This is a genomic window from Lysinibacillus sp. F12, assembly GCF_057773605.1.
On sequence record NZ_JBYMLP010000001.1, the window covers coordinates 981951 to 1006725 of the forward strand.

At 38.2% G+C, this 24775-nt stretch carries 26 protein-coding genes; all 26 read right to left on the reverse strand.

Going from position 1 to position 24775, the window contains the following annotated elements; genetic code table 11:
* Positions 1–5: 5 nt before the first annotated feature.
* The 26 genes from fliY to sucC all read right to left on the reverse strand — a co-directional run bounded on the left by fliY (position 6) and on the right by sucC (position 24761).
* A complete protein-coding gene (fliY, locus tag AC3CH7_RS05015) occupies positions 6–1229 on the reverse strand; it encodes a flagellar motor switch phosphatase FliY (protein ID WP_012293272.1) in 1224 nt (407 codons plus the stop codon).
* Entirely contained in the window at positions 1222–2217 is a 996-nt protein-coding gene (gene fliM, locus AC3CH7_RS05020; protein WP_012293271.1) for a flagellar motor switch protein FliM, read from the reverse strand. Before fliM ends, fliY begins: the two co-directional genes overlap by 8 nt.
* A gap of 31 nt (positions 2218–2248) precedes the next feature.
* A complete protein-coding gene (fliL, locus tag AC3CH7_RS05025; RefSeq protein WP_008180761.1) occupies positions 2249–2677 on the reverse strand; it encodes a flagellar basal body-associated protein FliL in 429 nt (142 codons plus the stop codon).
* Positions 2667–2888, reverse strand: coding sequence for a flagellar FlbD family protein (locus AC3CH7_RS05030; RefSeq protein ID WP_012293269.1), 222 nt, complete (start codon positions 2886–2888; stop codon positions 2667–2669). Before AC3CH7_RS05030 ends, fliL begins: the two co-directional genes overlap by 11 nt.
* Positions 2889–2992: 104 nt before the next feature.
* A complete protein-coding gene (gene flgG, locus AC3CH7_RS05035) occupies positions 2993–3961 on the reverse strand; it encodes a flagellar basal body rod protein FlgG (RefSeq protein WP_012293268.1) in 969 nt (322 codons plus the stop codon).
* An 86-nt stretch (positions 3962–4047) separates the two neighbouring features.
* The gene (locus tag AC3CH7_RS05040; protein WP_012293267.1) at positions 4048–4416 is read right to left on the reverse strand and encodes a TIGR02530 family flagellar biosynthesis protein; all 369 of its coding nucleotides are present in this window, start codon (positions 4414–4416) and stop codon (positions 4048–4050) included.
* A 15-nt stretch (positions 4417–4431) separates the two neighbouring features.
* Entirely contained in the window at positions 4432–5118 is a 687-nt protein-coding gene (flgD, locus tag AC3CH7_RS05045) for a flagellar hook assembly protein FlgD (protein WP_012293266.1), read from the reverse strand.
* Positions 5119–5121: 3 nt separating this feature from the next.
* On the reverse strand, positions 5122–6384 hold the full coding sequence (locus AC3CH7_RS05050; RefSeq protein ID WP_198694709.1) for a flagellar hook-length control protein FliK: 1263 nt from the start codon (positions 6382–6384) through the stop codon (positions 5122–5124).
* Between the two features lie 24 nt (positions 6385–6408).
* The gene (locus AC3CH7_RS05055) at positions 6409–7017 is read right to left on the reverse strand and encodes a MotE family protein (RefSeq protein WP_012293264.1); all 609 of its coding nucleotides are present in this window, start codon (positions 7015–7017) and stop codon (positions 6409–6411) included.
* A gap of 4 nt (positions 7018–7021) precedes the next feature.
* The gene (gene fliJ / locus AC3CH7_RS05060) at positions 7022–7471 is read right to left on the reverse strand and encodes a flagellar export protein FliJ (protein WP_012293263.1); all 450 of its coding nucleotides are present in this window, start codon (positions 7469–7471) and stop codon (positions 7022–7024) included.
* The gene (gene fliI / locus AC3CH7_RS05065) at positions 7472–8797 is read right to left on the reverse strand and encodes a flagellar protein export ATPase FliI (RefSeq protein WP_012293262.1); all 1326 of its coding nucleotides are present in this window, start codon (positions 8795–8797) and stop codon (positions 7472–7474) included. It lies immediately after the preceding gene.
* 5 nt (positions 8798–8802) lie between these two features.
* Entirely contained in the window at positions 8803–9594 is a 792-nt protein-coding gene (gene fliH, locus AC3CH7_RS05070) for a flagellar assembly protein FliH (RefSeq protein ID WP_036160963.1), read from the reverse strand.
* Positions 9587–10600 (reverse strand): flagellar motor switch protein FliG, encoded by a 1014-nt coding sequence (gene fliG / locus AC3CH7_RS05075; RefSeq protein WP_008180783.1) that lies wholly within the window; start codon positions 10598–10600, stop codon positions 9587–9589. Before fliG ends, fliH begins: the two co-directional genes overlap by 8 nt.
* A 15-nt stretch (positions 10601–10615) precedes the next feature.
* Complete coding sequence (gene fliF / locus AC3CH7_RS05080) at positions 10616–12211, reverse strand: flagellar basal-body MS-ring/collar protein FliF (protein ID WP_488381601.1); 1596 nt, start codon at positions 12209–12211, stop codon at positions 10616–10618.
* Positions 12212–12328: 117 nt separating this feature from the next.
* Positions 12329–12634, reverse strand: coding sequence for a flagellar hook-basal body complex protein FliE (gene fliE, locus AC3CH7_RS05085; RefSeq protein WP_025113930.1), 306 nt, complete (start codon positions 12632–12634; stop codon positions 12329–12331).
* 23 nt (positions 12635–12657) lie between these two features.
* Entirely contained in the window at positions 12658–13119 is a 462-nt protein-coding gene (gene flgC, locus AC3CH7_RS05090) for a flagellar basal body rod protein FlgC (protein ID WP_012293259.1), read from the reverse strand.
* A gap of 3 nt (positions 13120–13122) precedes the next feature.
* Positions 13123–13515, reverse strand: coding sequence for a flagellar basal body rod protein FlgB (flgB, locus tag AC3CH7_RS05095; RefSeq protein WP_012293258.1), 393 nt, complete (start codon positions 13513–13515; stop codon positions 13123–13125).
* Between the two features lie 580 nt (positions 13516–14095).
* Positions 14096–14875, reverse strand: a complete 780-nt coding sequence (gene codY, locus AC3CH7_RS05100) for a GTP-sensing pleiotropic transcriptional regulator CodY (protein ID WP_012293257.1) — start codon at positions 14873–14875, stop codon at positions 14096–14098.
* 87 nt (positions 14876–14962) lie between these two features.
* Positions 14963–16363, reverse strand: a complete 1401-nt coding sequence (gene hslU, locus AC3CH7_RS05105) for an ATP-dependent protease ATPase subunit HslU (protein ID WP_012293256.1) — start codon at positions 16361–16363, stop codon at positions 14963–14965.
* Positions 16363–16908, reverse strand: coding sequence for an ATP-dependent protease subunit HslV (hslV, locus tag AC3CH7_RS05110; protein ID WP_008181271.1), 546 nt, complete (start codon positions 16906–16908; stop codon positions 16363–16365). The genes hslU and hslV overlap by 1 nt, the downstream gene beginning before the upstream one ends.
* A 21-nt stretch (positions 16909–16929) precedes the next feature.
* Positions 16930–17829, reverse strand: coding sequence for a tyrosine recombinase XerC (xerC, locus tag AC3CH7_RS05115; protein WP_012293255.1), 900 nt, complete (start codon positions 17827–17829; stop codon positions 16930–16932).
* 285 nt (positions 17830–18114) lie between these two features.
* Entirely contained in the window at positions 18115–19428 is a 1314-nt protein-coding gene (gene trmFO / locus AC3CH7_RS05120) for an FADH(2)-oxidizing methylenetetrahydrofolate--tRNA-(uracil(54)-C(5))-methyltransferase TrmFO (RefSeq protein ID WP_012293254.1), read from the reverse strand.
* Between the two features lie 18 nt (positions 19429–19446).
* The gene (gene topA / locus AC3CH7_RS05125) at positions 19447–21525 is read right to left on the reverse strand and encodes a type I DNA topoisomerase (RefSeq protein WP_031418983.1); all 2079 of its coding nucleotides are present in this window, start codon (positions 21523–21525) and stop codon (positions 19447–19449) included.
* Between the two features lie 91 nt (positions 21526–21616).
* Positions 21617–22513, reverse strand: a complete 897-nt coding sequence (gene dprA, locus AC3CH7_RS05130; protein WP_012293253.1) for a DNA-processing protein DprA — start codon at positions 22511–22513, stop codon at positions 21617–21619.
* A gap of 167 nt (positions 22514–22680) precedes the next feature.
* Complete coding sequence (gene sucD, locus AC3CH7_RS05135; RefSeq protein WP_012293252.1) at positions 22681–23583, reverse strand: succinate--CoA ligase subunit alpha; 903 nt, start codon at positions 23581–23583, stop codon at positions 22681–22683.
* Between the two features lie 17 nt (positions 23584–23600).
* The gene (gene sucC / locus AC3CH7_RS05140) at positions 23601–24761 is read right to left on the reverse strand and encodes an ADP-forming succinate--CoA ligase subunit beta (protein ID WP_025113922.1); all 1161 of its coding nucleotides are present in this window, start codon (positions 24759–24761) and stop codon (positions 23601–23603) included.
* Positions 24762–24775 lie beyond the last annotated feature (14 nt).

The following is a 24775-nucleotide window of genomic DNA, read 5'->3' on the forward strand; positions in this document are numbered from 1 at the left end:
TGAAACTATCTTAAATTATTTAAACGCTCTGCTTGACTTAAAACATCTGTAATACGTACACCAAAGTTTTCATCAATAACAACGACTTCACCTTTAGCGATTAAACGACTATTCACTAAAATATCAACAGGCTCCCCTGCTAATTTATCTAACTCAATAATCGAACCACTGGATAGTTCTAAAATCTCTTTAACAGAACGTTTCGTACGTCCTAACTCTACAGTAACTTGCAATGGAATATCAAGTAGCATATTTAAATTTCTAGCTTCAGATTGAGAGATTACATTTGAATCGAAGCTAGCAAATTGTGCTTGTTGAACATTCACTGGCTGTGCAGCTCTCGCTGGTTGAGCAAACTGCTGTGGCTCCTGATAAACAGGTTGTTGCATAGTTGCTTCCGGCTGCTGATAAACAGGCTGTGCAGGCGGTGGCATAACAGGCGCTTGTGTTTGAACAGGTGGTGCTGTAATTGGCGGTGCCTCAGGTGCTATCGTTGCAGCCACAGGTTCTTCAATAGACTCAGTTTCTCCTAATAGAGATTTTACGATGTTTTGACTAAATTTTAGCGGTAATAATTGCATTAAATTCGAATCAATTAAATTACCAATTTTTAATCTAAAGGATACTTTAACTAGCAAATCATCTTCAGGGATATTTTCTCGACCTTCATTTTGAGAAATATTCATTAAGTCAATTGTTGGTGGCGAAATATCTACTTTTTTGTTGAATACTGTTGACATAGATGTAGCCGCAGAGCCCATCATTTGATTCATTGCCTCTTGAACAGCACTTAACTGAATTTCTCCTAAGTCAGGTTTCGGATTTAATCCATCGCCACCTAACATTAGGTCTGCAATAATAGCTGCATCAGATTGTTTAATAACAAGTAAATTCATACCTGTTAAGCCAATCGTATATTCCACTTGTACAGCTACATAAGGATGTGGAAACTCCTCTTCTAATTTATTTCGATTAATCATTGATATACTTGGGGTAGTAATATCTACTTTTTGTCCTAATAACGCCGATAGTGCTGTGGCAGAACTACCGAAAGAAATATTGCCTACCTCACCTAATGCATCTTGTGCAAACGAATCAAGGTAATCCTCTACTCGTAAATCATTTGTTTCATCAATTGAAGAAGCTTCAGTGCCGCTGTTTTTATCTTCCAACGTCTCGCCCCTTAATAACGCTTCAATTTCTTCTTGGGAGAGCATTTCATCACTCATCTTCGTCTCCTCCTTTCAAAGGGTCGATAATCTGGATTGCTAATTTTTTGCCTTGCTTACCTGGTTGAACAGTGAATTTTGGTAATGTCCCTACCTTCAATAGAAGTGGGTCATTAATTTTTTGCTCTAACTGTATAACATCACCAATTTGCATTGTAAGGAAATCCTCTATCGTGATATCCGTTAGCCCTAATTCAACTGAAAGAGGTAATTTTGCTTGTTTTACGCGTGTTTCAAGCATTTTTGTTTGCTCTGGAGACATTTCTTTCGTATTTGTTTGCATCCAATAGCGAACAGAAAGATTTGGAACAATCGGCTCCAATACAACATGCGGAATACAAATATTTATCATACCGCTTGTTTCACCAATAATCGTATTTAACGAAATGACAACTACTGTTTCATTTGGTGAGATCATTTGTAAAAATTGTGGATTCACTTCAAGTTCCACTAAAATCGGATCTATTTCCGCAACATTTTCCCAAGCCTCGCGTAAATTGTCGAATGAGCGTTCAAAAAGGTTTGTCATAATTTTTGTTTCAATTTCAGTTAGATTATCCACATTACTATGACTCGCCCCACTACCGCCCATTATACGATCAAGCATGGAATAGGCAATGTTCGGATTTATTTCCATCAATATATTACCATCTAATGGTGGCACTTCAAATACATTTATGAGTGTCATATTCGGAATCGAACGGACGAACTCTTCAAATGGTATTTGGTCTACTGAAGCAACCGTAATTTGCACATAGCTTCTAAGCTGTGCAGAGAAGAAGGTTGTCAATAGTCGTGCAAAATTTTCGTGTATTCGGGTCAAACTTCGGATTTGATCTTTTGAGAAGCGGAGCGCACGTTTAAAGTCATAAACTTTAACCTTACGTCCCTCATCCTCCTTTTTTATGTCATCTGCTGACATTTCCCCAGTTGATATAGCGGAAAGCAGCGCATCTATCTCGGATTGAGATAACACATCTCCTGCCATTTGCCCACCTCCATTTCAAGCAGTTTCTGTTTTATTGAGTGATGAAGGAGGTAAAATATACTTCCTGGACTTCTCCCTCTTGCATCAATTCATTTACTCTAGTTTTTAATGATTTTTGGAAAATTTGCTTTCCTTGCTTACCTTCTAAATCTTTTTGCTCCATTTCAGAAAGCTCTTGAATGGCAATGTTTTGCACTTGGAAAACACGCTTTGTTAATTCTGCAGCAGCATCTTTGCTTGTCGTTTGAACTTTTAATGACAAGCGCACTACTCTTTTATCTGCAAGATTCGTCGTGATTTCTGGAATCTCCACGGTTGCCTCAACAATTTCATCAATGGTTGGTTCAATAGCTCCTGTCGGTTTATTAAATTGTGTAAGCAATACAAACAAGATAACCCCGATCAGTATGACTGCTACTAGCAAAATAATAATCATTGTTAACATTTTATTATTCTTCATCTTTTTCACCTCGTAGATGCGGGTTGGATAGTATTTGTATATTGTTATAAAAGGCAGTTACCTTTTGTCGCACCTCATCTTCACTCTCTAAAACAATAAATTTTGTTCCAGTTGTTAAAGTAATGGTCGTATCTGGAAATGATTCGACTGTTTCTATGTATAAAGCATTTAATGTAAATGCTTTGCCATTAAGACGTGTTAGTTCAATCATTGAATTAGGGCCGGGTCTAGCATGAGAGCCGGCCCGACCCTCCCTCATATGAAAATATGTTTATTAAAACGTCCATTATGAATTAAAGGACTTCTAATCAATCATTAACGTTTTAAGTTTACAAGCTCTTGTAACACTTCATCTGATGTTGTAATAATACGAGTATTCGCTTGGAAACCACGTTGAGCTACAATCATCTCTGTAAATTCTTCCGATAAGTCTACATTGGACATCTCAACTGTTCCAGGTACTACTTTACCCATCCCTGCAACAGTGGCTACTTGTGCATATGCAGCACCAGAGTTTGCCGTTTGTTGATAATAGTTTCCACCAACCTTAGCAAGACCACCAGCGTTAGGGAATTTAGCCATAATCAGCTGCCCAGCCCATTTGCGATTACCATTTAGATCCACATATTCGATCGTACCATTAGCTCCGATGCTAATCTCTTTAGCAGTCGTTGGAATACGGATTGGTCCTACCTCTCCATCTTCAGGGTCTAGGACACCATCATCATCAAATAAGTTGGCACCTTCATCTCCTGAAGCAATTGGTGCATCATCTGGATTAATACCATCGTCATCAGCTTCCATAACAATGTCTTCCCCAGCAGAAACACCTACTAAATATTTACCGTCAGCATTAACTAAATAGCCATTGCTATCCATATAGAAAACACCATTACGAGTAAATAGGGTATTGTTGAATCCTTCTTCACCGATGAATCCACTATCTGGGTCTGGAGCTCCATTTGCATCAGCAACCATGAAGAAGCCATCTCCTTCAATCCCTAAGTCCAGCCCACGCCCAGTACCTTGTAAAGAGCCGCCACCATGTATTGTGTCAATAGCTGCTAATTGTGAACCTAAACCAACTTGTTGTGGGTTCACACCACCTCGTGTTGCTGTTGCGGCAGATGCACCGGCTTGTGTTTGAGACATTAAATCTTTAAAAAGTACACGCCCTTTTTTAAAGCCAACAGTATTAACATTCGCAATGTTATTACCAATAACATCCAGCTTTGTTTGGAAGTTTTTAAGACCTGAAATACCTGAATACATAGAACGTAACATAAGTTTTCGTTCTCCCTTCAATTTTTATTTGTGTGCTTCTATCAATCAGCATCACGAAGGCTTCCTTTCATAAGAAGGTCCAGCCTTTAAAGCACGATCGTGCCATCAATATTTGTAAATAACTGTTGCTTTGCTTCCGTGCGATCCATTGCTGTAATGACAGTAGCGTTTTTAGCACTGACAATTAAAGCTGCTTGATCCATCAAGACTAATGGCTGTTTAACACCTTTTGAGTGAGCTTCAAATACCTTATCCGAGACAACCTGCCATTCTTGTTCAGAGATGTCAATTTTACGCTCCGTGATACGTTCATGCGCATGTTTGCTCACCTTCAGCTCTTGCTTTGAAGCTTCCTGTAAATGGGCTTTAAAGGATTGCTGTGAATGAATGGGTGTAGGTTGATTTGCACGAACAGATGGATGCAAGGGTACACGATGAATTGAAAATTTATCCATCACTTTTCCCCACCTTTATTCGCTTATAACTGTAAAATCTTTATCAGTTAGTTTTTTATCATTATCTAATAGGTAGTAAATGACGCCATCTTTATTGGAAACAGAAACGATTCTCCCTTGTAATTCCTGCTCACCATCTTGATATGTCACTTTTTTACCTATCAATTTACTAGCCTGAACAAGTGGAGATTCTGGCACAGGATTATTCCCATCTGGACTTGTTCCAGAGCCAAGGATTCCAGAAATATTACCAGGCGTTATTTCTTTCCCATCTGCTAATTTGAAGACAACACTGCCATCTACAAATTTCAAGGATTCAATTACACCTGAGCCTTCATTTACGATTGGCTCTCCTTTTTCATCTGTTTTATCTGAAATCTCATGCCATTTGACTTCTTTACCAACAAAGGTAGCATAATTCATCATTTGTGTTTGTTGCTGTGATGCTAATAAAGATTCTACTGCCTTTGTCATGTTCTGCATTTGTTCTAAAGAAGAAAACTGCGCCATTTGTGAAATGAATTCTCGGTCATTCATTGGATTTGTTGGATCCTGATGCTGTAATTGGGTAATTAACAGTTGAAGAAAGGCATCTTTGCCAAGTTCACTATTCCCTGTTTGTTTGGTTGGTTTTTTATAATTCGAATAGTAAAGATCGTCCGTTATGGATGCATTCTTTACTTTAGACGTTGAATCCGCCATCCATTACACCTCCTCGTTTAATAAATAGTCACTAAAGGATTTCTCTTCTTCATCATCCTCAGTTTTTTGCTGCTGTTCTTCGTCCTGTTGTTGTCTAAAGAAATTATTAAAGAAGTTTTGATCACGTTGCTGGCGATCTGCATCCTGTAATGATTGTGCAATATCCAGACGATCCACTTGAATGTTCTGCTGAACAAATGCCTGTTTTAGCTGATGTGCTTGACTATCAAGCATTTCACGTCCATGGGCTGTAGAAGCTAGTAGACGAGCTGTCAATACACCATCATTTTGCACAAGCTCTATACGAATTGTACCTAAATTTTCTGGATACAATTTGATTGTTAATCGTGTGATCCCTTGTGCATTGGAAATTTGGGCTCTATTGATAATGGCTTGCATTTCTTTTAATAAAGCCTCTGACTGTGCAGGCTTAGCAGTAGGTAAAGTTACCTGGAACGTATCTGGTTTGGTTTGTACCGTTTGCGGTGTCACCATTTCATGAGAATTTGTCTCACTTTGCTTGGTCATTTGGACTTGCTGGAAGCCTTGTAATGAAAATGTGCCTGTTGATTTGGTTGTTGTTGTTACTTGTATCGTTTCGACTTGCGTTTGTAACGTCGTTAAAAGACTTTTAACGGTTGTTAACAAATTTTCTTGCGGAGCTGTTAAGTCCGACTTTTGTCCTACTAATTGTACTAGCTTTAACACTTGAAGAATTTGCGTTGCCTCTTTTGGTGTTACTTGACCTTCTCCTTGTAGTGCAGTACCTATCAGCGATTGTAGAATTGGCGCCTGAGCATCTACTAATGATAATAGCTCCCAAACGTCACTAGCTTCTTTTTCTTCTCCTAATAGCTGCTGAACTATTTTTTGGAGCTGCTCATCATCAATACCTAATGCGTTTAGTATATTGTTTAATTCAAGCATTTCGTCCATAGACACTGCTTTACCTTCTTCTCCAAGCTGAAGTATTAATAATCCATCATCGTGTGAGACTCCTAATAAATCTAGTACCTCTTCCAATGAATCAGCGTTTAAAACCTGCTGTAAATCAGCCAGTTCATTGTTTGAAGTAGCTTGTGAAGATTGATTTGGTTGGGTTGAGGAAGATAGGACTTGTCCAAAAACAGAGCCGAATTTTGATAAATTATCCTGTTTCGATGTTCCATTAATCTTTCCATCAGAGCTACTAACTGTTGACGGTTTTGTTGCCGCATTTTTAGTAGGGGCTGATTGTGTTATCATTTTCATCATTGCTATATCCACTCTTTTCACCTCCTTTCGTGATTTCTACTGTTTAGCCATGAGCTCCGTATATTTCGCTGCATCCTTAGCGTCCATTTTCTCTAAAATTGCTGCTAGTTTATCAGGTTTTAAATTGGTTAAAATGCGCAGTGCTTCTGCATCGCTCATATTAATTAATACCGGTGCTGCAGATTTAGGAGACATTTTATCGAACGTCGATAATATATCATTGAAATCCCGCTTCACATCATCTTGTTGTCGATTTAATTTTTCAATTTCAAATTGAAGTTGCTCTTTTTCAATCGTAAGCTTCTCTTTTTCAGATGTTGTTGTATCCAACTTTTTTTGTAGTTGTGTAATTTCTGCTTCTTTTTCTTGAATCTCTGCCTGTAAATTAACTATTTTCGAATCATTGTTTACGACAGCATCTTTTGCTTGCTGTTCTTCTGAAGGAACAAAAGGTAAATTGCCAATTGCCTTTTTTCCTAAGTCAAAAACATTTGTATTCATTAACGTAGCCACAACAAGTAAAACAGCTACTACAAACATAAGTGGCAGTACGATCCAAGTAAAAAACTTTAGAAAGCCTCCAGCTTTTTTCTTAGGTGGCTGTTCTACTAATTCTGCTGTCAATCGATTGTCTTTTTTCACCATGAAATCACCTGATTTCTCTCTTGTTATACGTTAGCAATGAAATTTCATCTAAAAAAAGGCTTTCTATACGATCCTGCTCTTGTTGGAAAAGCTTAAAATCCTTTTCTTTCATTTTTTCAAATTTACGTACTTCCAAGTTTTTTTCTAATAATTTATCTTCGTGCCAATTCATCTTTGCACGAGCTTGTATCACTTTCTGCTGTACATCTGCAATTGTCTTTTCAAGACTATCAATAAAACGTGCATAGTGATGAATTTCATCAATAGATGAACCAACAGTTAAGCGATCCTGCTGGAAGGCAATTAAATCTTCCTTCTTTTTAAGCAAGTCATATAACTTAGTAGCTACTTCCTCAAAAGAACGGACAGATTCTTTATAGGCCATTTCAGTTTCGTTTTTTTCTTGCTCACGAATTGTTAGTACTTTTTCAAAACGATATACATAACTGACCATCTAGTTTACACCACCGTTCGATAAGGATAGTAGCTCATTCACACTTTCTTCCAAAGTCACTTTGTCCAAATAACCCTGTTTGAGATAAGTAGTTATAAGCGGTTCATAATGAATAGCTTCATCAATTTCTCTAGACGTCCCACGTTTATAAGCGCCAATATTGATCAAATCCTCAGATTTGTCGTATGTATAATAGAGTTCTCTTAATCGTTCAGCAGCTTTTTTATGCTCTGGCGCTGCCACATGATTCATCAAACGACTAACACTTTTTAAGACGTTTATAGCAGGGTATTGCCCTTTATTTGCTAGATTTCGATCAAGCACAATATGACCATCTAATATCCCTCGCACCGTATCAGCGATTGGTTCATTCATATCATCACCATCTACTAAGACCGTATAAAATGCAGTGATAGAACCCTTTTCATTAGTACCTGTACGTTCTAGTAATTTAGGTAATATCGCAAATACAGATGGGGTATATCCCTTCTGTGCCGGCGGCTCTCCTGTGGCAAGGCCAATTTCACGCTGAGCCATGGCAACACGTGTTACAGAGTCCATCATCAACATGACATTTAAACCACGATTTCTAAAATACTCGGCGATTGCTGTTGCAGTAAACGCCCCTTTTATCCTCATCAATGCCGGTTGGTCAGAAGTAGCAGCCACAACTATGGACCGACTTAGACCTTCGGGGCCTAAATCACGTTCAATAAATTCACGGACCTCACGTCCACGTTCTCCGATCAGAGCAATTACATTCAAATCTGCTTGTGTATTCCTCGCAATCATTCCAAGAAGTGTACTTTTTCCGACCCCTGAACCAGCGAAAATCCCGACACGTTGCCCATTACCAACTGTCAGCATACCATCAATAGCCTTTACGCCCACTTCAAGTCTTTCGTTAATAGGTGGACGTGTCAGTGGATTTGGTGGATCTTGCTCTGTCGGAACCGTCATTAGCCCTTTTGGTAGCAAGGTGCCATCAATAGGATTACCCATAGAATCTAACACTTTCCCTATTAGCTCTGGGCCCACTTTTACTTCTAGTGGAGCCCCCGTCCCTTCAACAAGACAACCAATAGATATTTCTCTTAAAGAAGTGAAAGGCATTAAAACAACAATTTCATCTTTAAAGCCCACAACTTCAGCTAAAATGATTTGGTGACCATTGTTTACAGTTTCCACATGAATTTTACAAACATCACCTATGGAACTATCTGGACCTTGCGACTCAATCATCAAGCCGACAACTCTAGTGACTCTACCAAATTTTTTAAATGTTGGCATATGAGGAATATGTTCGATTAATTGAGCCGTCTTCATCTAGATCATTCCTTACTTTCTAATATTTCATGAAGCTTTAATCTTAGTTCGTTCAATTGCTCATCGACGCTCACTACTATACGACCATGATTTGTTTCGATATAGCAATCCGTTTCATTGTTCAAATCTTCATTAACAAAAATCATAAATGGTACATCAACCGGGAACATTTCAGCTAATTCATCGCGATTAGCAGTAATTAAAGCGTGATAGGCTGGTGACACATAAATTTTAATTTCTTTCATTTCTCTTGCTTCTTTTAGCCCTCTACGGACAATTGACACAAACAGATCTGGATCACGTTCTAATGACGCGCCAATTATTCGTTCAGCTGTCGTTAAGCCAAGCTCTAAAATCACTGCTTCTTGATCATCAATATATTTTCTAGCATTTTCTTTTGCCTGATTAATCACTTCATTCGCAGTTTGAAGGGACTCGGCCATTGCTTCAGTAGATTTGTTCACACCGTCTTCATAGCCTTGGCCAAATCCTTCGTCATAGGCTTCTTGAACTCGATTCGGTCTTTCTTCTTCCCAACTTAGCTTCAAATGCTCAATCTCTTGAAAATGCATTTGCTTTTCTTGCTCAAACGCTTCACGTTCGACTTGTAAGGAAGCTCTTGCTTCTGCAAGTAAACGATCTCGCTCAGCCATTATTTCTTCTATTGATAATTGATGTTGGGATGAACCATCTTCACCGTCTTCTAAATCAAGCACTTCAAACATATCCCGGATTTGTATCTCTTTTACATTATCGCTATCGGATTGAGTGTAAATTGAACGGATGATTCTAGACAATGACGTCATCTCCTCCACCACGTGCAATAATAATCTCACCAGCATCTTCTAGGCGACGAATAACAGCAACAATTCGAGATTGTGCCTCCTCTACGTCACGTAAACGTACAGGTCCCATAATTTCCATTTCTTCTTTAAATGTTTCAGCCATACGTTGAGACATATTGCGGAAAATAATATCTTTTACCTCTTCGCTTGATACTTTCATTGAAAGGAGTAAGTCTTCGTTTTCACAATCACGAATAACACGTTGAATGGAACGATTGTCGAGCGTAACGATATCTTCGAATACAAACATGCGTTTTTTGATTTCTTCTGCAAGCTCTGGATCTTGGATTTCAAGCGCATCAAGGATTGTTTTCTCAGTTTGTCTATCAACACCATTAAGAACTTCAACAACTGCATCAATACCACCGGTTTCAGTGTAGTCCTGAGTAACTGTAGATGATAATTTACGCTCTAACACCGATTCTATTTCACTAATGACCTCTGGTGAAGTCGATTCCATAACAGCGATACGTTTTGCAATGTCAGCCTGTACTTCCTGTGGTAACGAAGATAAAATCACTCCCGCTTGCCCCGCTTCTAAATATGAAAGAATCAGGGCAATCGTTTGTGGATGTTCATTTTGAATAAAGTTAAATATTTGTGCTGGATCAGCTCTCCGTGCAAAATCAAACGGTCTCACTTGTAATGATGATGTCAGACGATTAATAATGGTCTGAGCTTGTTCAACACCAAGTGCTTTTTCTAATACTGTTTTCGCATAACCAATACCACCTTGCGTGATATAGTCTTGAGCTAGGGCAATATTGTGGAATTCTTCTATAATCTCTTCCTTAACGTTTGATTCTACTTTTTTAACACTTGAAATTTCTAATGTTAAACGTTCAATTTCTTCCTCTGTTAAATGTTTATAGACTGAAGCTGAAACTTCAGGCCCTAATGAAATTAACAAGAGAGCGGCCTTTTGTTTTCCTGTTAATTCCTTATCTTTCTTGGACACAGCCGAACCTCCTAGTTAGTCTTCAGCAATCCAACTACGCAGTAACTTCGCAAAATCGTCTGGCTTATCTTTTGCCATTTTTTCTAGCTGCTTACGACGCATTGTAGCTTCCGTTTCAATTTCTTCATTAATATCGTCAATCATTAAATCTTCTTGTTCTTCTAGGATACTTAGCTCTTCTTCTTCCTGCGCACGTTTACGAGAGCGGATAATGAAGAATGCTAACAATAAAATAACAGCTAACAGGATACCGCCAATAACCCAAACCCACCAAGGAATTATTGGTTTCTCATCAGCAACTTGTGTGGCCTTACCATATAGAGGCTGAACAGATACCGCTACTTTCTCATTAATTTGCTCTTGAGTAAGCTCAGCTGCCACGTCTTTTGAAATGGTTGTACGTACAATCGTACTTAAAATTTTCTCAATATCTTCACGGACGCCATCTGGTAATGACGCTGCATCTGTTGCTGTTGGTGGTTCAACAATTACTTGAATCCCAATATCTTGCACCTTATAAGGAGCTTCTTGGATATCTTTACGTATACGGTTCACATCATTATTAATCGTCTCTTCTGTACGTTCATAATCACCGTTACCCGATGTACCTTCATTATAAGTAGTAAAGTTATCAGTAGTTGTTTCAGCTTCAGGTGTTCCAGTAGCTGCTCCCGCCCCTGTTCCAGAATATTGCTCAGTAATTCTTTGAGCACTAATGGCGATACCTTCCATGTTTTCTTCATCAACAGGTGTCACAAGATTTTCTTCACGATTTTCTTTCTTGAAGTCAATATCCGTAGTGACAGAAACCATTACTTTATCTTGTCCCATCAACGTACCAAGCATATTTTGTACTTGACGTTGTAAATCACGTTCAACCAACTTTTTCATTTGCAATTGACCTTCAGCAGTTGTTGTTGATGCTCCATCTGTTGTGGCTGCATTTAAGTCAAAGTACTCAGAGAATTGGTTTGAGATTACGATGTTTTCAGTTTTTAAATTGGGAATACTTTTTGACACCAAATTATACATAGTTGTAATTTGCTGCTCTGTAAATTTATATCCTGGATCTGTATTTAATACGATAGATGCAGTTGCATCCTCTTTCACATCTGTTACGAAGACTCCTTCTTCAGGAACAGTAATCATAACCTTTGCATCTTTAACACCTTCAAGGTTTCTAAAAAGTTTAGCGATTTCAGTTTCAGTAGCAGCTTTTTTTAATAGATTAAATTCATTATCTGTCATACCAAACCCTGAACTGTTTGCAAATGAGTAATCAATCGTACCCGTTTGTGGATATCCTTCTGATGCTAATTGCACTAATAAAGAGTCAACTTGCTCCTCAGGCACTAAAATAGATGTTCCGCCTGGCGCAATTTGATATGTTACACCTTGTGAATCCAGTGCTTCTTTTACTTGTCCAATTTCTCTTGTTGATAAATCTTTGTAAAGTGGAACATATGTAGTTTTTGAAGCGAAAAACGTTACAATTGCCGCAAGGGCAATGACGCCTACCAAGGAGCCAATCATAACCATTTTTTGCTTTTTACTTCGACTTTTCCAAAATTGACTGGTGTCGTTTTTTATTTTCGTCAATCGTTCATTCATTATGAATCCTCCGGTTATAGTGAATAACCTAGCCATCAATAAATTGCGAAATTTATGAGCCCACCATTTAGGTAGTCATTAATCTATATTGAGAGGGGTCTCCCCCTCAATAACAGATTAAACGCTCATTCGCATTATTTCTTGGTAAGCTTCAATCACCTTATTGCGAACTTCAATTGTTGCGTTTAATGTAATGCTCGCCTTTTGTGAAGCAATCATTACCTCATGCAATTCCACATTTTCACCTTTAATTAGCTTTTGAGTAAAATTATCGGATGTGATTTGCTGGTCATTAACTTTGGCTATTGCCTCTTTTAACGAGTTCGCGAAGCTTTGTTGAGCTTCATAAGGTGTCGTATTAAGTTTATTTGTTTCATTTACAACCTGAGTAGGTGTCATTAGCGAAACGGACGAAATAGTCATTATGTATCTTCCTTTCTTCTTATTTATTTACCAATCTCTAATGCCTTTGTAAGCATAGATTTATTTGCGTTAAATACTGTTACGTTTGCCTCGTAGGAACGAGTAGCTGACATTAAATCTACCATTTCTTTTAATGGGTCGACATTCGGCAAATTGACATAACCATCTGCATTTGCATCTGGATGAGTTGGATCATAAACAAGTTTGAAAGGTGTTTCTCGGTCTTCTGAAATACGAGTTACTTTCACACCATTACCAACACCGCTTTTGGCGTCTTTCCCAAGTGCCACATTCATAAACTTTGAAAATTGTCCTTCTTGTGCTGTAAACGTTACTGACTTTCGTCGATATGGCTCCCACTCTCCATTAACTTGACGAGCTCGAGTTGTATCCATGTTAGCCATATTAGAAGAGATAACATCCATACGTAATCGTTGGGCAGTTAAAGCTGAGGCAGTGGTATTCATCCCATGGAAAATAGACATCTATTACTTACCTCCTTTAATAACTGTGTTTAATGTGTTTAATTTCCCGTTTACACGATCAATTAAAGCATTGTAGTAAATTTGATTCTCTGCTAATTTCGCTTGTTCAGCATCCATATCTACTGCGTTGCCATTATTTCGGTATCGTAGGTTTTCTATATTATTGACACCAGGTGTAGATTGTCGAATTGTGAAATCATAATGTCTATTGTCAGTTCGATAGGCAGAAATAGCGATACCCTTTTGTTCCGCCAACATTTCCTTAAAACTAACATTTTTCGCCTTATAATTAGGTGTATCGACATTCGCAATATTGTTTGCGATTGTTTTATGATTCAAAGTTGCATAGGAAAGTCCATTTTCCAAGCTACTAATAGTTCCTCCAAATAAATTCAAAACTGTTCACCTCATTTTATTAAATTCTATGTACTTGTTAATATATTCAATAATACAATTGTAATTAAGATGCTACCTAGTGTCTATTGTCTTTTGTCACTTTTTAATAGTATATACGCCCTATTTTTTTATCGCCACAACCGGGACAATACTTCCGCATCCCTTGTAGCTGTAGGCTTTACAAAAGGTTGGTTAACATCTAGTTATTTTACACTATTTCGACAGTGTTTACGATTTTAGTATTAAATTTGCCTTTTTATGAGCTTTATCGCCTTTTAAAATGAAATTAATTTAAGGTCCCATTTTACTAGTTCGACAAATACCTGAATATTCTAATATAAATAACCAACAGTTTATTTACCATTACTCTAAAGTATCACATATTTCATTTTTGTATGCTAATTGTAGTGACAATTTTATGAACGACTTTAGGATAAAAGAAACAAAAAATATCAATATTCTCCAAACTTGTATTTATACAAAAAATAACAAGCTAATGTACGGATAAATTTTCAGTGTAGTGCACAAGAAAAGGCGCCTAGTTTTACCTAGACGCCTTCATTATCTTCTTCAAGAAGTATTATTTCATTTTAATTTCAGCTAATGCATTTAAGAACTTGTCATTTAACACTTTAATATAAGTTCCTTTCATACCTAGAGAGCGAGACTCAATAACACCTGCTGATTCAAGTTTACGTAATGCATTGACGATCACTGAGCGTGTAATGCCAACTCGGTCTGCAATTTTAGAAGCTACAAGTAAACCTTCGTTACCATCAAGCTCTTCAAAAATATGCTCAATAGCTTCTAATTCACTGTACGAAAGTGAATTAATGGCCATTTGTACGACCGCTTTGCTACGAGCTTCCTCTTCAATTTCTTCAGATTTTTCACGTAAAATCTCCATACCAACTACTGTTGCACCATATTCTGCTAGGATTAAATCATCATCTTCAAATTGAGAAGATAAACGAGCAAGGATTAATGTTCCTAAACGTTCCCCACCACCAACAATTGGTACAATTGTTGTTAATGCGTTTTGGAAAAGATCTTTGTTTTCCACAGGGAAAGCAGTATGTTCGTTATGGATATCTAAATTAGAGGATGTTTCTGAAATTGTAAACAAGCTATGTGTGTATTCTTCTGGGAATTGTCTCTCTTCGAACATTTTTTTCATACGCTCATTTTCAATTTGTTGGTGAATTGAAATCCCTAATAATTTACCTTTACGACTTAAAATATAGACATTACTATCAATAATATCTCCTAGTGTGTCAGCCATTTCTTTAAAGTTTACAGGCTTACCAGCAGAAGCTTGAAGCATCGAGTTAATTTTACGTGTTTTTTCTAATAAATTCATTATATGTTCCTCCTATAAATAATCCGAAGAGTATTCACTTAATATTCTAAAGGTTTTTACTACTGAATGATACTGAACAGCTTTATCTTACAATATAAACTGTGACAAATCTTTGTTTTTTACGATACCTGCGAGTTTTTGATCTACATAGGCTGCATTGATCGGTATACTCGCTGGTGCAATTTCAGCTGCTTCAAACGACAGCTCTTCTAGTAATCGTTCTAAAATCGTGTGCAAACGACGGGCTCCGATATTATCTGTTTCCTGATTAACCTCTGTTGCTATTTCCGCAATACGTTCAATGGCATCAGATGTGAAATTGATTTCCACACCTTCTGTTTCTAGCAATGCCTTATACTGCAGAATGAGCGATTGGTCAGGCTCTTGTAAAATACGGACAAAATCTTGTTTTGTTAATTTTTCAAGCTCTACACGAATTGGGAAACGTCCTTGCAATTCCGGAATCAAATCTGAAGGCTTCGACATATGGAACGCACCAGCAGCTATAAATAGCATGTAATCAGTTTTCACAGCCCCGTACTTCGTTGTTACAGTTGAACCTTCTACTATTGGTAAAATATCTCGTTGTACACCCTCACGAGATACATTTGCAGAAGAATTCCCTTCTTTACTAGCTATTTTATCGATTTCATCAATAAAAATAATACCAGTTTGCTCCGCTCTAACAATTGACTCCTGTGCCACTTCATCTGCGTCTATCAACTTATTTGCTTCTTCTATTGTTAAAATACGACGCGCATCCTTTACCTGCACACGGCGTTTTTTCTGTTTTTTAGGCATTAAGCTAGATAGCATATCTTGCATTCCATTGTTAGCAGACATATCCATTCCCGTGCCTTGTAATGCATCAAAAATGGATGGAGTTTGTTCTGTTACCTCTACCGTAACCCATTCATTTTCCAATTTGCCATTTCGTAAATCAATAGCAATTTGTGCACGTTTAGAGCGTACTTCCGTCTCATCAGACGACGTATCGTCCGTAGAAGTTTGTTCTTTCCCTCCAAATAACATTTCGAATGGATTTTGCATGCTCTGTTTCTTTCGCAATGATGGGACTAAAAGTTTCACAATAGCTTCATTTGCTAATTGCTCGGCTTGTTCCTTAACTGATTCCATCATTTCTTCTTTTACAAGACGGTGAGAAGCTTCTACTAAGTCACGTACCATTGATTCAACATCGCGACCTACATAACCTACTTCAGTAAATTTTGTCGCTTCCACTTTTACAAAAGGAGCATTTGTAAGCTTCGCAATTCTTCTGGCAATTTCCGTTTTTCCGACACCAGTTGGCCCAATCATCAAAATATTTTTTGGAATAACCTCTGCCTTCATATCCTCATTTAACAGCGAACGACGATAACGGTTGCGCAACGCAATAGCTACAGCTCGCTTAGCTTCATTTTGTCCAACAATATAACGATCTAAATGCTCAGTAATTTGTCTTGGCGTTAAATTTTTTTGCGTCATTAGCTCAGCGCCTCCACGATAATATTATGATTCGTAAATACACAGATCTCAGCAGCAGTTTCTAATGCTGCTTCAGCAATTTCACGAGCAGTCATCGTTTCACCTGCATATTTTTTCAATGCTCTACCCGCTGATAAAGCATAATTTCCACCTGAACCAATGGCCAAAATTCCATCATCGGGTTCAATGACCTCACCAGTACCAGAAACAAGTAGTAGTGTTGTTTTATCCATGACCAATAGCATTGCTTCTAGTTGACGTAGCATTTTATCTCCGCGCCATTGTTTGGCAACCTCTACTGCAGCACGTTGTAAATTACCGTTATATTCATTCAATTTGCCTTCGAACATCTCAAATAGTGTAAATGCATCTGCAACAGAGCCCGCAAATCCTGCCAGAACCTGCCCATTAAACAGACGTCTGACCTTCTTCGCTGTACCTTTCATCACAACTGCATTTCCTAATGTAACTTGACCATCACCAGCCATGGCACAGCCTCCGTTATGATGAACTGCAAATATCGTAGTCGCATGAATTTGTCCCATCTGCTTTCCTCCTTAACTCTATTATGCCCTTGGATGAGCATTCATATATGTTTGACGTAGGTGCTCTTTTGTTACATGTGTGTAAACTTGTGTAGAAGATAAATGCGAGTGGCCCAATAACTCCTGCACCGTTCGCAAATCCGCGCCATTGTTTAATAAATGTGTGGCAAAAGTATGGCGAAGCATGTGTGGGTAAATTTTCGTATGGAGCGAGGCCTTGTCAATCATTTCGTTTAAAACATGACGTACCCCTCGAGGAGTAAGTTCCCCACCTCGCATATTGACAAACAATTGCTGATGATTAGTCTTTTTCATCAATCTAGGACGAGCCTGCTCTATGTAGTCCAGCATTGCTAAACTTGCAAATTGACCAAATGGGATAATTCGTTCTTTTCGACCTTTTCCCATAACTCGTATGATGGAATAATGAAAATCTACATCCTTAACTTGAATGGAAGTCAGCTCACTTACACGAATACCTGTCGCATATAACAGCTCTAATATAGCCATATTTCTCAACGATTTCAAATCATCCCCGGTATTCGCATCAAATAACTGCATCAATTCTTCTTCATAGAAGAAATTTGGTAAACGAGATTCTTTTTTAGGATGATAAAGAGAACGAAATGCCCCATCATCAAATCCATACTGTCTATTTAGAAAGCGGAAGAAGGAGCGTATTGAGGATATTTTTCTAGAAATAGAAGCCCTTGCTCTTTTTTCGTCGTACAACTTTGTTACATAAAGACGTGCATGTATATATTCAACACTCGCTAAATCATTAATTCCTTCCCTTTGTAAGAAGGCCAAAAAATCCAGCAGGTCTGATTCATATTCTCGCACTGTATGAACAGAGAAGTTCTTTTCAACTTGGATGTAAAGCATGAACTGTTCGAGTGCATCTTGGGACGAAACTAACATAGAAAGATTCACCACCAATAATTTATTAATAATTTTCTCAAATGACTGACACTTGTAATATAACGGATAAATAATTCTTTGTCATCTCTTACAAGTTTGTATCGTATTCCATCATTAATAAACATACATATTGACACTATACCTATCTTTGTAAGATAGCAAGTGTAATTAGTTATATTTTGAGAAAATCTCCATACAAAATAATAAAACATGTCTAAGCAAGCATTTTGTCTACAAAAAGAAAAAGCCTCTAAGAGTATAACAACTTTTAGAGGCTTTTGGCAATTAAATTGTTTGTGAATTCACAAAATTATGAATTGTGCTTATTGCGCGTGTTGCATGCATTTCTGCACGCTCCGGCTTTGAACGTCTACCTGGTGGTAACTCAGGGAAAATTCCAAAGTTAACGTTCATTGGTTGGAAGTTTTTCGATTGCGCTTCTGTTATATAACGCGCCATGCTTCCTAACGCCGTTTCGAATGGGAAAATAATCGGTTCTTGTCCCAATGCTAAACGAGCTGCATTTATACCAGCTATTAATCCACTTCCAGCTGATTCCACATATCCTTCGACACCCGTCATTTGACCTGCAAAGAAAATATTCTTTTGTTCACGAAGTTGGTATGTTTTCTCTAACACTTTTGGTGAATTAATAAAAGTATTTCGGTGCATAACACCGTAACGTACAATTTCCACGTTTTCTAATCCTGGGATTAATTGTAATACTTCTTTTTGAGGGCCCCATTTAAGATGTGTTTGGAAACCAACAATGTTATAAAGAGTACCAGCAGCATCATCTTGGCGTAGTTGTACTACGGCATAAGGACGTTTCCCTGTTTTCGGATCTTCAAGACCGACTGGCTTCATTGGTCCAAATAACATGGTTTTCTCTCCACGAGACGCCATAACTTCGATTGGCATACAGCCCTCAAAGTAAATCTCTTTCTCAAATTCTTTTAATGGGACTACTTCTGCTTCAATTAATGCTTGACGGAAACGATCAAATTCTTCCTTCGTCATCGGGCAGTTTAAATATGCTGCTTCACCCTTATCATAACGAGATTTTAAATAAACCTTATCCATATCTATACTATCTTTTTCAATAATTGGTGCAGCTGCATCATAAAAGTATAAATAATCTAGACCCGTTAAACCTTGAATTTTTTCAGCCAAAGCTTTCGAAGTTAAAGGACCTGTAGCAATAACTGTTATACCTTCAGGAATTTCTGTCACTTCTTCATGAATAACTTCCACAAGTGGATGATTTTTCACTGCCTCTGTCACATAACCTGCAAACTCATGACGGTCTACGGCTAATGCTCCTCCAGCAGGCACAGAACATTGGTCTGCTGCTTTTAAAATGACAGAATCTAAAATACGCATTTCTTCCTTAATAACACCTACAGCATTTGTTAATCCATTTGCGCGTAGTGAGTTAGAACAAACAAGCTCTGCAAATTTATCTGTATGGTGTGCAGGCGTTTGCTTTACTGGACGCATTTCATAGAGTCTTACTTTCACACCTCGTTTTGCTATTTGCCAAGCTGCTTCACTACCTGCTAGCCCCGCTCCTATTACATTTACTACTTGTTCAGTCATGATTTTACCATCTTCCTATCATTGTGTTGGTGCTTCTTCATAGTCACATTTTGTACATTGAATTTGGACACCTTTTTTAATCTTTTTCTCTACTAATAATGCACTACATTTCGGGCATGGTCTACTAATTGGTTTGTCCCAAGATACAAATTCACACTCCGGATATTGATTACAGCCGTAGAATAAACGCTTCGTTTTACTTTTACGCTCTACAATTTCGCCCGTTTCACATGACGGACATTTTACACCAATAGGTTTCATAATAGCTTTTGTATTTCTGCAGTCTGGGAAATTCGAGCAAGCCATAAACTTACCATATCTACCCAGCTTATAGACCATTGGTGATCCGCAAAGCTCACAATCTTCTCCAGCTGGCTCATCTTTTATTACTACTTTTTCCATAGCTTCATCTGCATGTTTAACATGGACTTCAAAGTCTTTATAAAACTCTTCCACAATATTCTTCCATTGACGACTACCTTCTTCAATATCATCTAAATCTTGTTCCATTTGTGCAGTGAATTCGATATTTATGATATCAGGGAAAAATTCTAGTACGAGTTGGTGTACGATTTCACCTAGCTCTGTTGGCATAAAGCGTTTTGCATCTAACACAACATAGCCACGGCGCTGAATTGTATCGAGGGTCGGTGCATATGTGGACGGGCGACCTATACCTAATTCTTCCATCGTTTTAACAAGTCGCGCCTCTGAATAGCGTGGTGGTGGCTGTGTAAAATGCTGCTTAGGTTCAATTTCAAGCGATTTTACTTGATCACCAATTTCCATCTCAGGTAAAAGCTTTGTCGTTTCCTCCGTTTGATCGTCTGTACCTTCGATGTATAGCTTCATAAAACCTGCAAATTTAACTTGTGAGCCGTTCGCACGGAATAAAACATCACCATTTTGAAGATCTACCGCCACAGTATCAAGTATAGCCGGAGCCATTTGGCTTGCAATAAAGCGCTCCCAAATCAAGCGATATAAACGCAACTGGTCACGACTAAGAACTGCCTTTAATTCCTCTGGTGTTCTCATCGTACTTGTTGGACGTATTGCCTCATGGGCGTCCTGCGCATTTGAAGCTTTCTTCGTCTGCTTTATTTCTGTTGCAATATATTCTTTTCCATACTTTGATTCGATGAAAGCAATCGCTTCCGTTTTTGCCGTTTCAGAAATACGTGTGGAATCGGTACGCATATAAGTGATTAACCCGACTGTACCCTCTTTTTTACCAATATCAATACCTTCATATAATTGCTGTGCAAGCATCATCGTTTTCTTTGCTCGGAAATTTAATTTTCGCGCTGCTTCTTGTTGTAACGAAGAGGTTGTAAAGGCTGGTGCAGCATTTCGTTTACGCTCTTTTTTAGAAACATTCACAACATGAAAGTCTGTCCCTTTGACACCCTTTAAAACTGTCTTTACTTGTTCCTCATTCGTTAGCTTAATTTTGTCTTTGCCATTTCCATAGTAAAGTGCATCAAATGATTTTTTACCTTTTTCAAAAGTACCCTCAATTGTCCAATACTCTTCTGGTTGGAAGTTTTTAATTTCATTTTCGCGATCAATAATCATACGCAGCGCTACAGATTGTACACGACCCGCTGATAAACCCTTTTTCACCTTTTTCCAAAGAATTGGGCTGATATTATAGCCAACAAGTCTATCTAATATTCGTCTTGTTTGCTGTGCATCTACTAAATCCATGTTAATAGGACGCGGATTCTTAAATGATTCAAGAATCGCATCTTTCGTAATTTCGTTAAATACAACTCGACAATCCGAGTTAATATCGATATTTAATGCAGTCGCAAGGTGCCAAGCAATTGCTTCTCCCTCGCGGTCTGGATCGGCCGCTAGATAGACTTTCTTTACTTTTTTAGCCGCAGATTTTAATTCCTGTAAAACAGGTCCTTTACCACGAATCGTAATATATTTAGGTTCAAAGTTATTTTCTGCACTCACACCCATTTGGCTACGTGGAAGATCCCTTACATGTCCAACAGATGCTTTCACCTTATATTTTTTGCCTAAATAACGTTCAATTGTTTTTGCTTTTGCTGGTGATTCTACAATCACTAAATAATCCGCCATCTATGTCTCCCCCTTAGCGAGGTCTTTTACTAAATTTTTAAGTTACCTGTTGCAAAATGTATAACAGATTTTAAGATAATGCAACTTTTTTTCAATTTTTGTTAGAAAACAGGTCTAGTGTTTCAACGATTTGATGACCATTCATTACTGGAATTGCTCCTTCTACAAGTAATTGATTGGTCCCTTTGGACTGTGCTGCATCAATAGGTCCCGGTACCACAAATATATCCTTCCCCTGCTCTAATGCAAGCTCTGCTGTAATAAGCGTACCGCTTTTTATCGCTGCCTCTGTCACAACTAACGCTTGAGCTAAACCACTAATGATTCGATTACGCATCGGGAAATGCCATTTCTCGGGCTTCATATATGGAGGATACTCAGTTATTAATAACTGTTGATCGGCCATATCCATCGCAAGTACTTGATTTTCTCTCGGATAGAGATAATTAAAACCATGTCCAAGCACAGCCATTGTGTGCCCTCCCATATCGATTGTTGCCCTATGTGCCATTGTATCAGCGCCTCTAGCAAGCCCACTTACGACCGTATACCCACATTGAACAAGAGGTGGGACAATTAGGTCTAACGCTCTTTTCGAATACGCTGTAGCCTTCCTAGAGCCTATAATTGCTATCTGTTTCTTGTTTGTTAACAGGGAATATCGACCTTTCACATACAATACAGTAGGAGGACTGGATATTTCAAATAATTGCGCCGGGAAATAAGGATGATAAAAAGGTATGGGGAAAATATTGGCCCGTGTATAGGCCTCTTCAAATGGGATTGTCATAATTTGTCGAAAGCTTCGGGAAATTTGTAATGCTTTATGTGCCGATATTTGTAAAATATTCGCGATTTCACCATAATGAGCTTCTTCAAAAGTGTTTAAAACGTTCACTGGGGACAATAATCGTTGAAGTTTTTGAAGAGGTAAAGGATATACATAATGCAAAGCTAGTAATCTCTGTGTATCTACTGCAAGAATCATTTTACAAACCTCCTTTATAATAGAAGAAAGTAAATGACCGCATGGTGTTTTGAACACAACTTTGTGTGTAATTTTCAATACAGGAAATAGGAAATTGATAATGAAGGAAGATAAACAGTGTATAAATAAGGAAAAAGATGTAGCCACTATGTGCTACATCTTCCATTTTAATGGGTTTTACACTTTTCGTATAGCCCTTTTTCTTTAATTACTTTAATAAGTGTTTCACCAATAACAGATGGTGTTTCTGCTACCTCAATGCCTGCCGCATTCATAGCTTTAATTTTCTCTGCAGCTGTTCCTTTACCGCCAGAAATGATAGCACCTGCGTGCCCCATACGTTTACCTGGAGGTGCAGTTTGTCCACCAATAAAGCCAACGACAGGTTTCGTCATATTGGCTTGAATCCATGCAGCCGCTTCTTCCTCAGCTGTACCACCGATTTCACCAATCATAACTACTGCATATGTTTCTGGGTCATTATTAAACGCATCAAGTACATCGATGAAGTTTGTACCATTTACAGGGTCTCCACCAATCCCAACAGCTGTTGTTTGACCAATACCAGCTTGTGTTAATTGATGTACTGCTTCATACGTTAATGTACCAGAACGAGATACAACTCCTACATGACCTTTTGTATGGATATAGCCAGGCATGATACCGATTTTACATTCATCAGCTGTAATAACACCCGGACAGTTCGGACCTACTAGGCGAGTCTTTTTACCTTCCATGTAACGTTTAACTTTCACCATATCAAGAACCGGAATATGTTCTGTAATACAGATTGTTAATTCTAATTCAGCATCAACAGCTTCTAAGATTGCATCTGCTGCAAACGGAGCAGGAACGTAGATAACTGAAGTTGTCGCGCCTGTTGCAGCTACAGCTTCTGCCACTGTATTGAAAACAGGAACTCCTTCGATTTCAAGTCCACCTTTACCTGGTGTTACACCTGCTACGATCTTAGTACCATACTCAAGCATTTGCTTCGTATGGAAAAGAGCTGTTTCGCCCGTAATCCCTTGTACAATTACCTTCGTATCTTTGTTAATAAATACAGCCATTGTTCTCCCTGCCTTCCTTAGCCTACTAGTCCCACAATTTTTTGTGCACCGTCAGCCATTGAATCCGCTGCAACGATGTTTAAACCAGATGCATTTAAAATTTCTTTTCCAAGTTCTACATTCGTACCTTCTAAACGTACAACTAGTGGCACAGCTAAACCGATTTCTTTAGCAGCTGTCACAACACCCTCAGCGATAATGTTACATTTCATAATTCCGCCAAAAATGTTTACAAAAATGCCTTTTACGTGTGGATCAGAAAGGATAATTTTGAAAGCTTCAGTTACTTTTTCAGCTGTTGCACCGCCCCCTACATCAAGGAAGTTGGCCGGGCTACCGCCGTAGTAGCTAATTGTGTCCATAGTCGCCATAGCAAGACCAGCACCATTAACCATACAGCCAATGTTACCATCTAATGAAATATAGCTTAAATCATATTTTGATGCTTCGATTTCTTTTGGATCTTCTTCATCGAAATCGCGTAATTCGACAATATCTTTATGTCGGTATAATGCATTGGCATCAAAATTGAACTTAGCATCTAGTGCTACTACCTCGCCTTGTCCAGTTACAACAAGTGGATTAATTTCAACAATTGATGCATCTTTGTCGATAAATGCTTGATATAAACCTAACATTAATTTAACAGCTTTCCCTACAAGGTTTGCTGGAATATTCATATTAAACGCCATACGACGTGCTTGGAAACTTGTTAATCCAACCACTGGATCAACTACTTCTTTGAAGATTTTTTCCGGATTTGTTTCCGCTACTTCTTCAATATCCATACCGCCTTCTTCGGATCCCATCATTGTAACGCGGGAAGTTGCACGGTCTAAAACTAAACTTAAATAGTATTCTTTTTGGATATCAGAACCTTCTTCAATATATAAGCGTTTTACTTCTTTTCCCTCAGGACCTGTTTGATGAGTCACTAAAATTTTCCCTAATAATTCTTTTGCGTACGTACGTACCTCATCAAGGTTTTTAGCGATTTTTACACCACCTGCTTTACCGCGTCCACCTGCATGAATTTGCGCCTTGACTACAGTTACATTAGAGCCAAGTTCCTTCGCTACTTTCACTGCTTCATCAGGGGAAAAAGCAACTTTTCCGTTTGGTACAGCTACACCATATTTTCTCAGAATCTCTTTCCCTTGATATTCATGGATATTCATAATACATCCTCCCA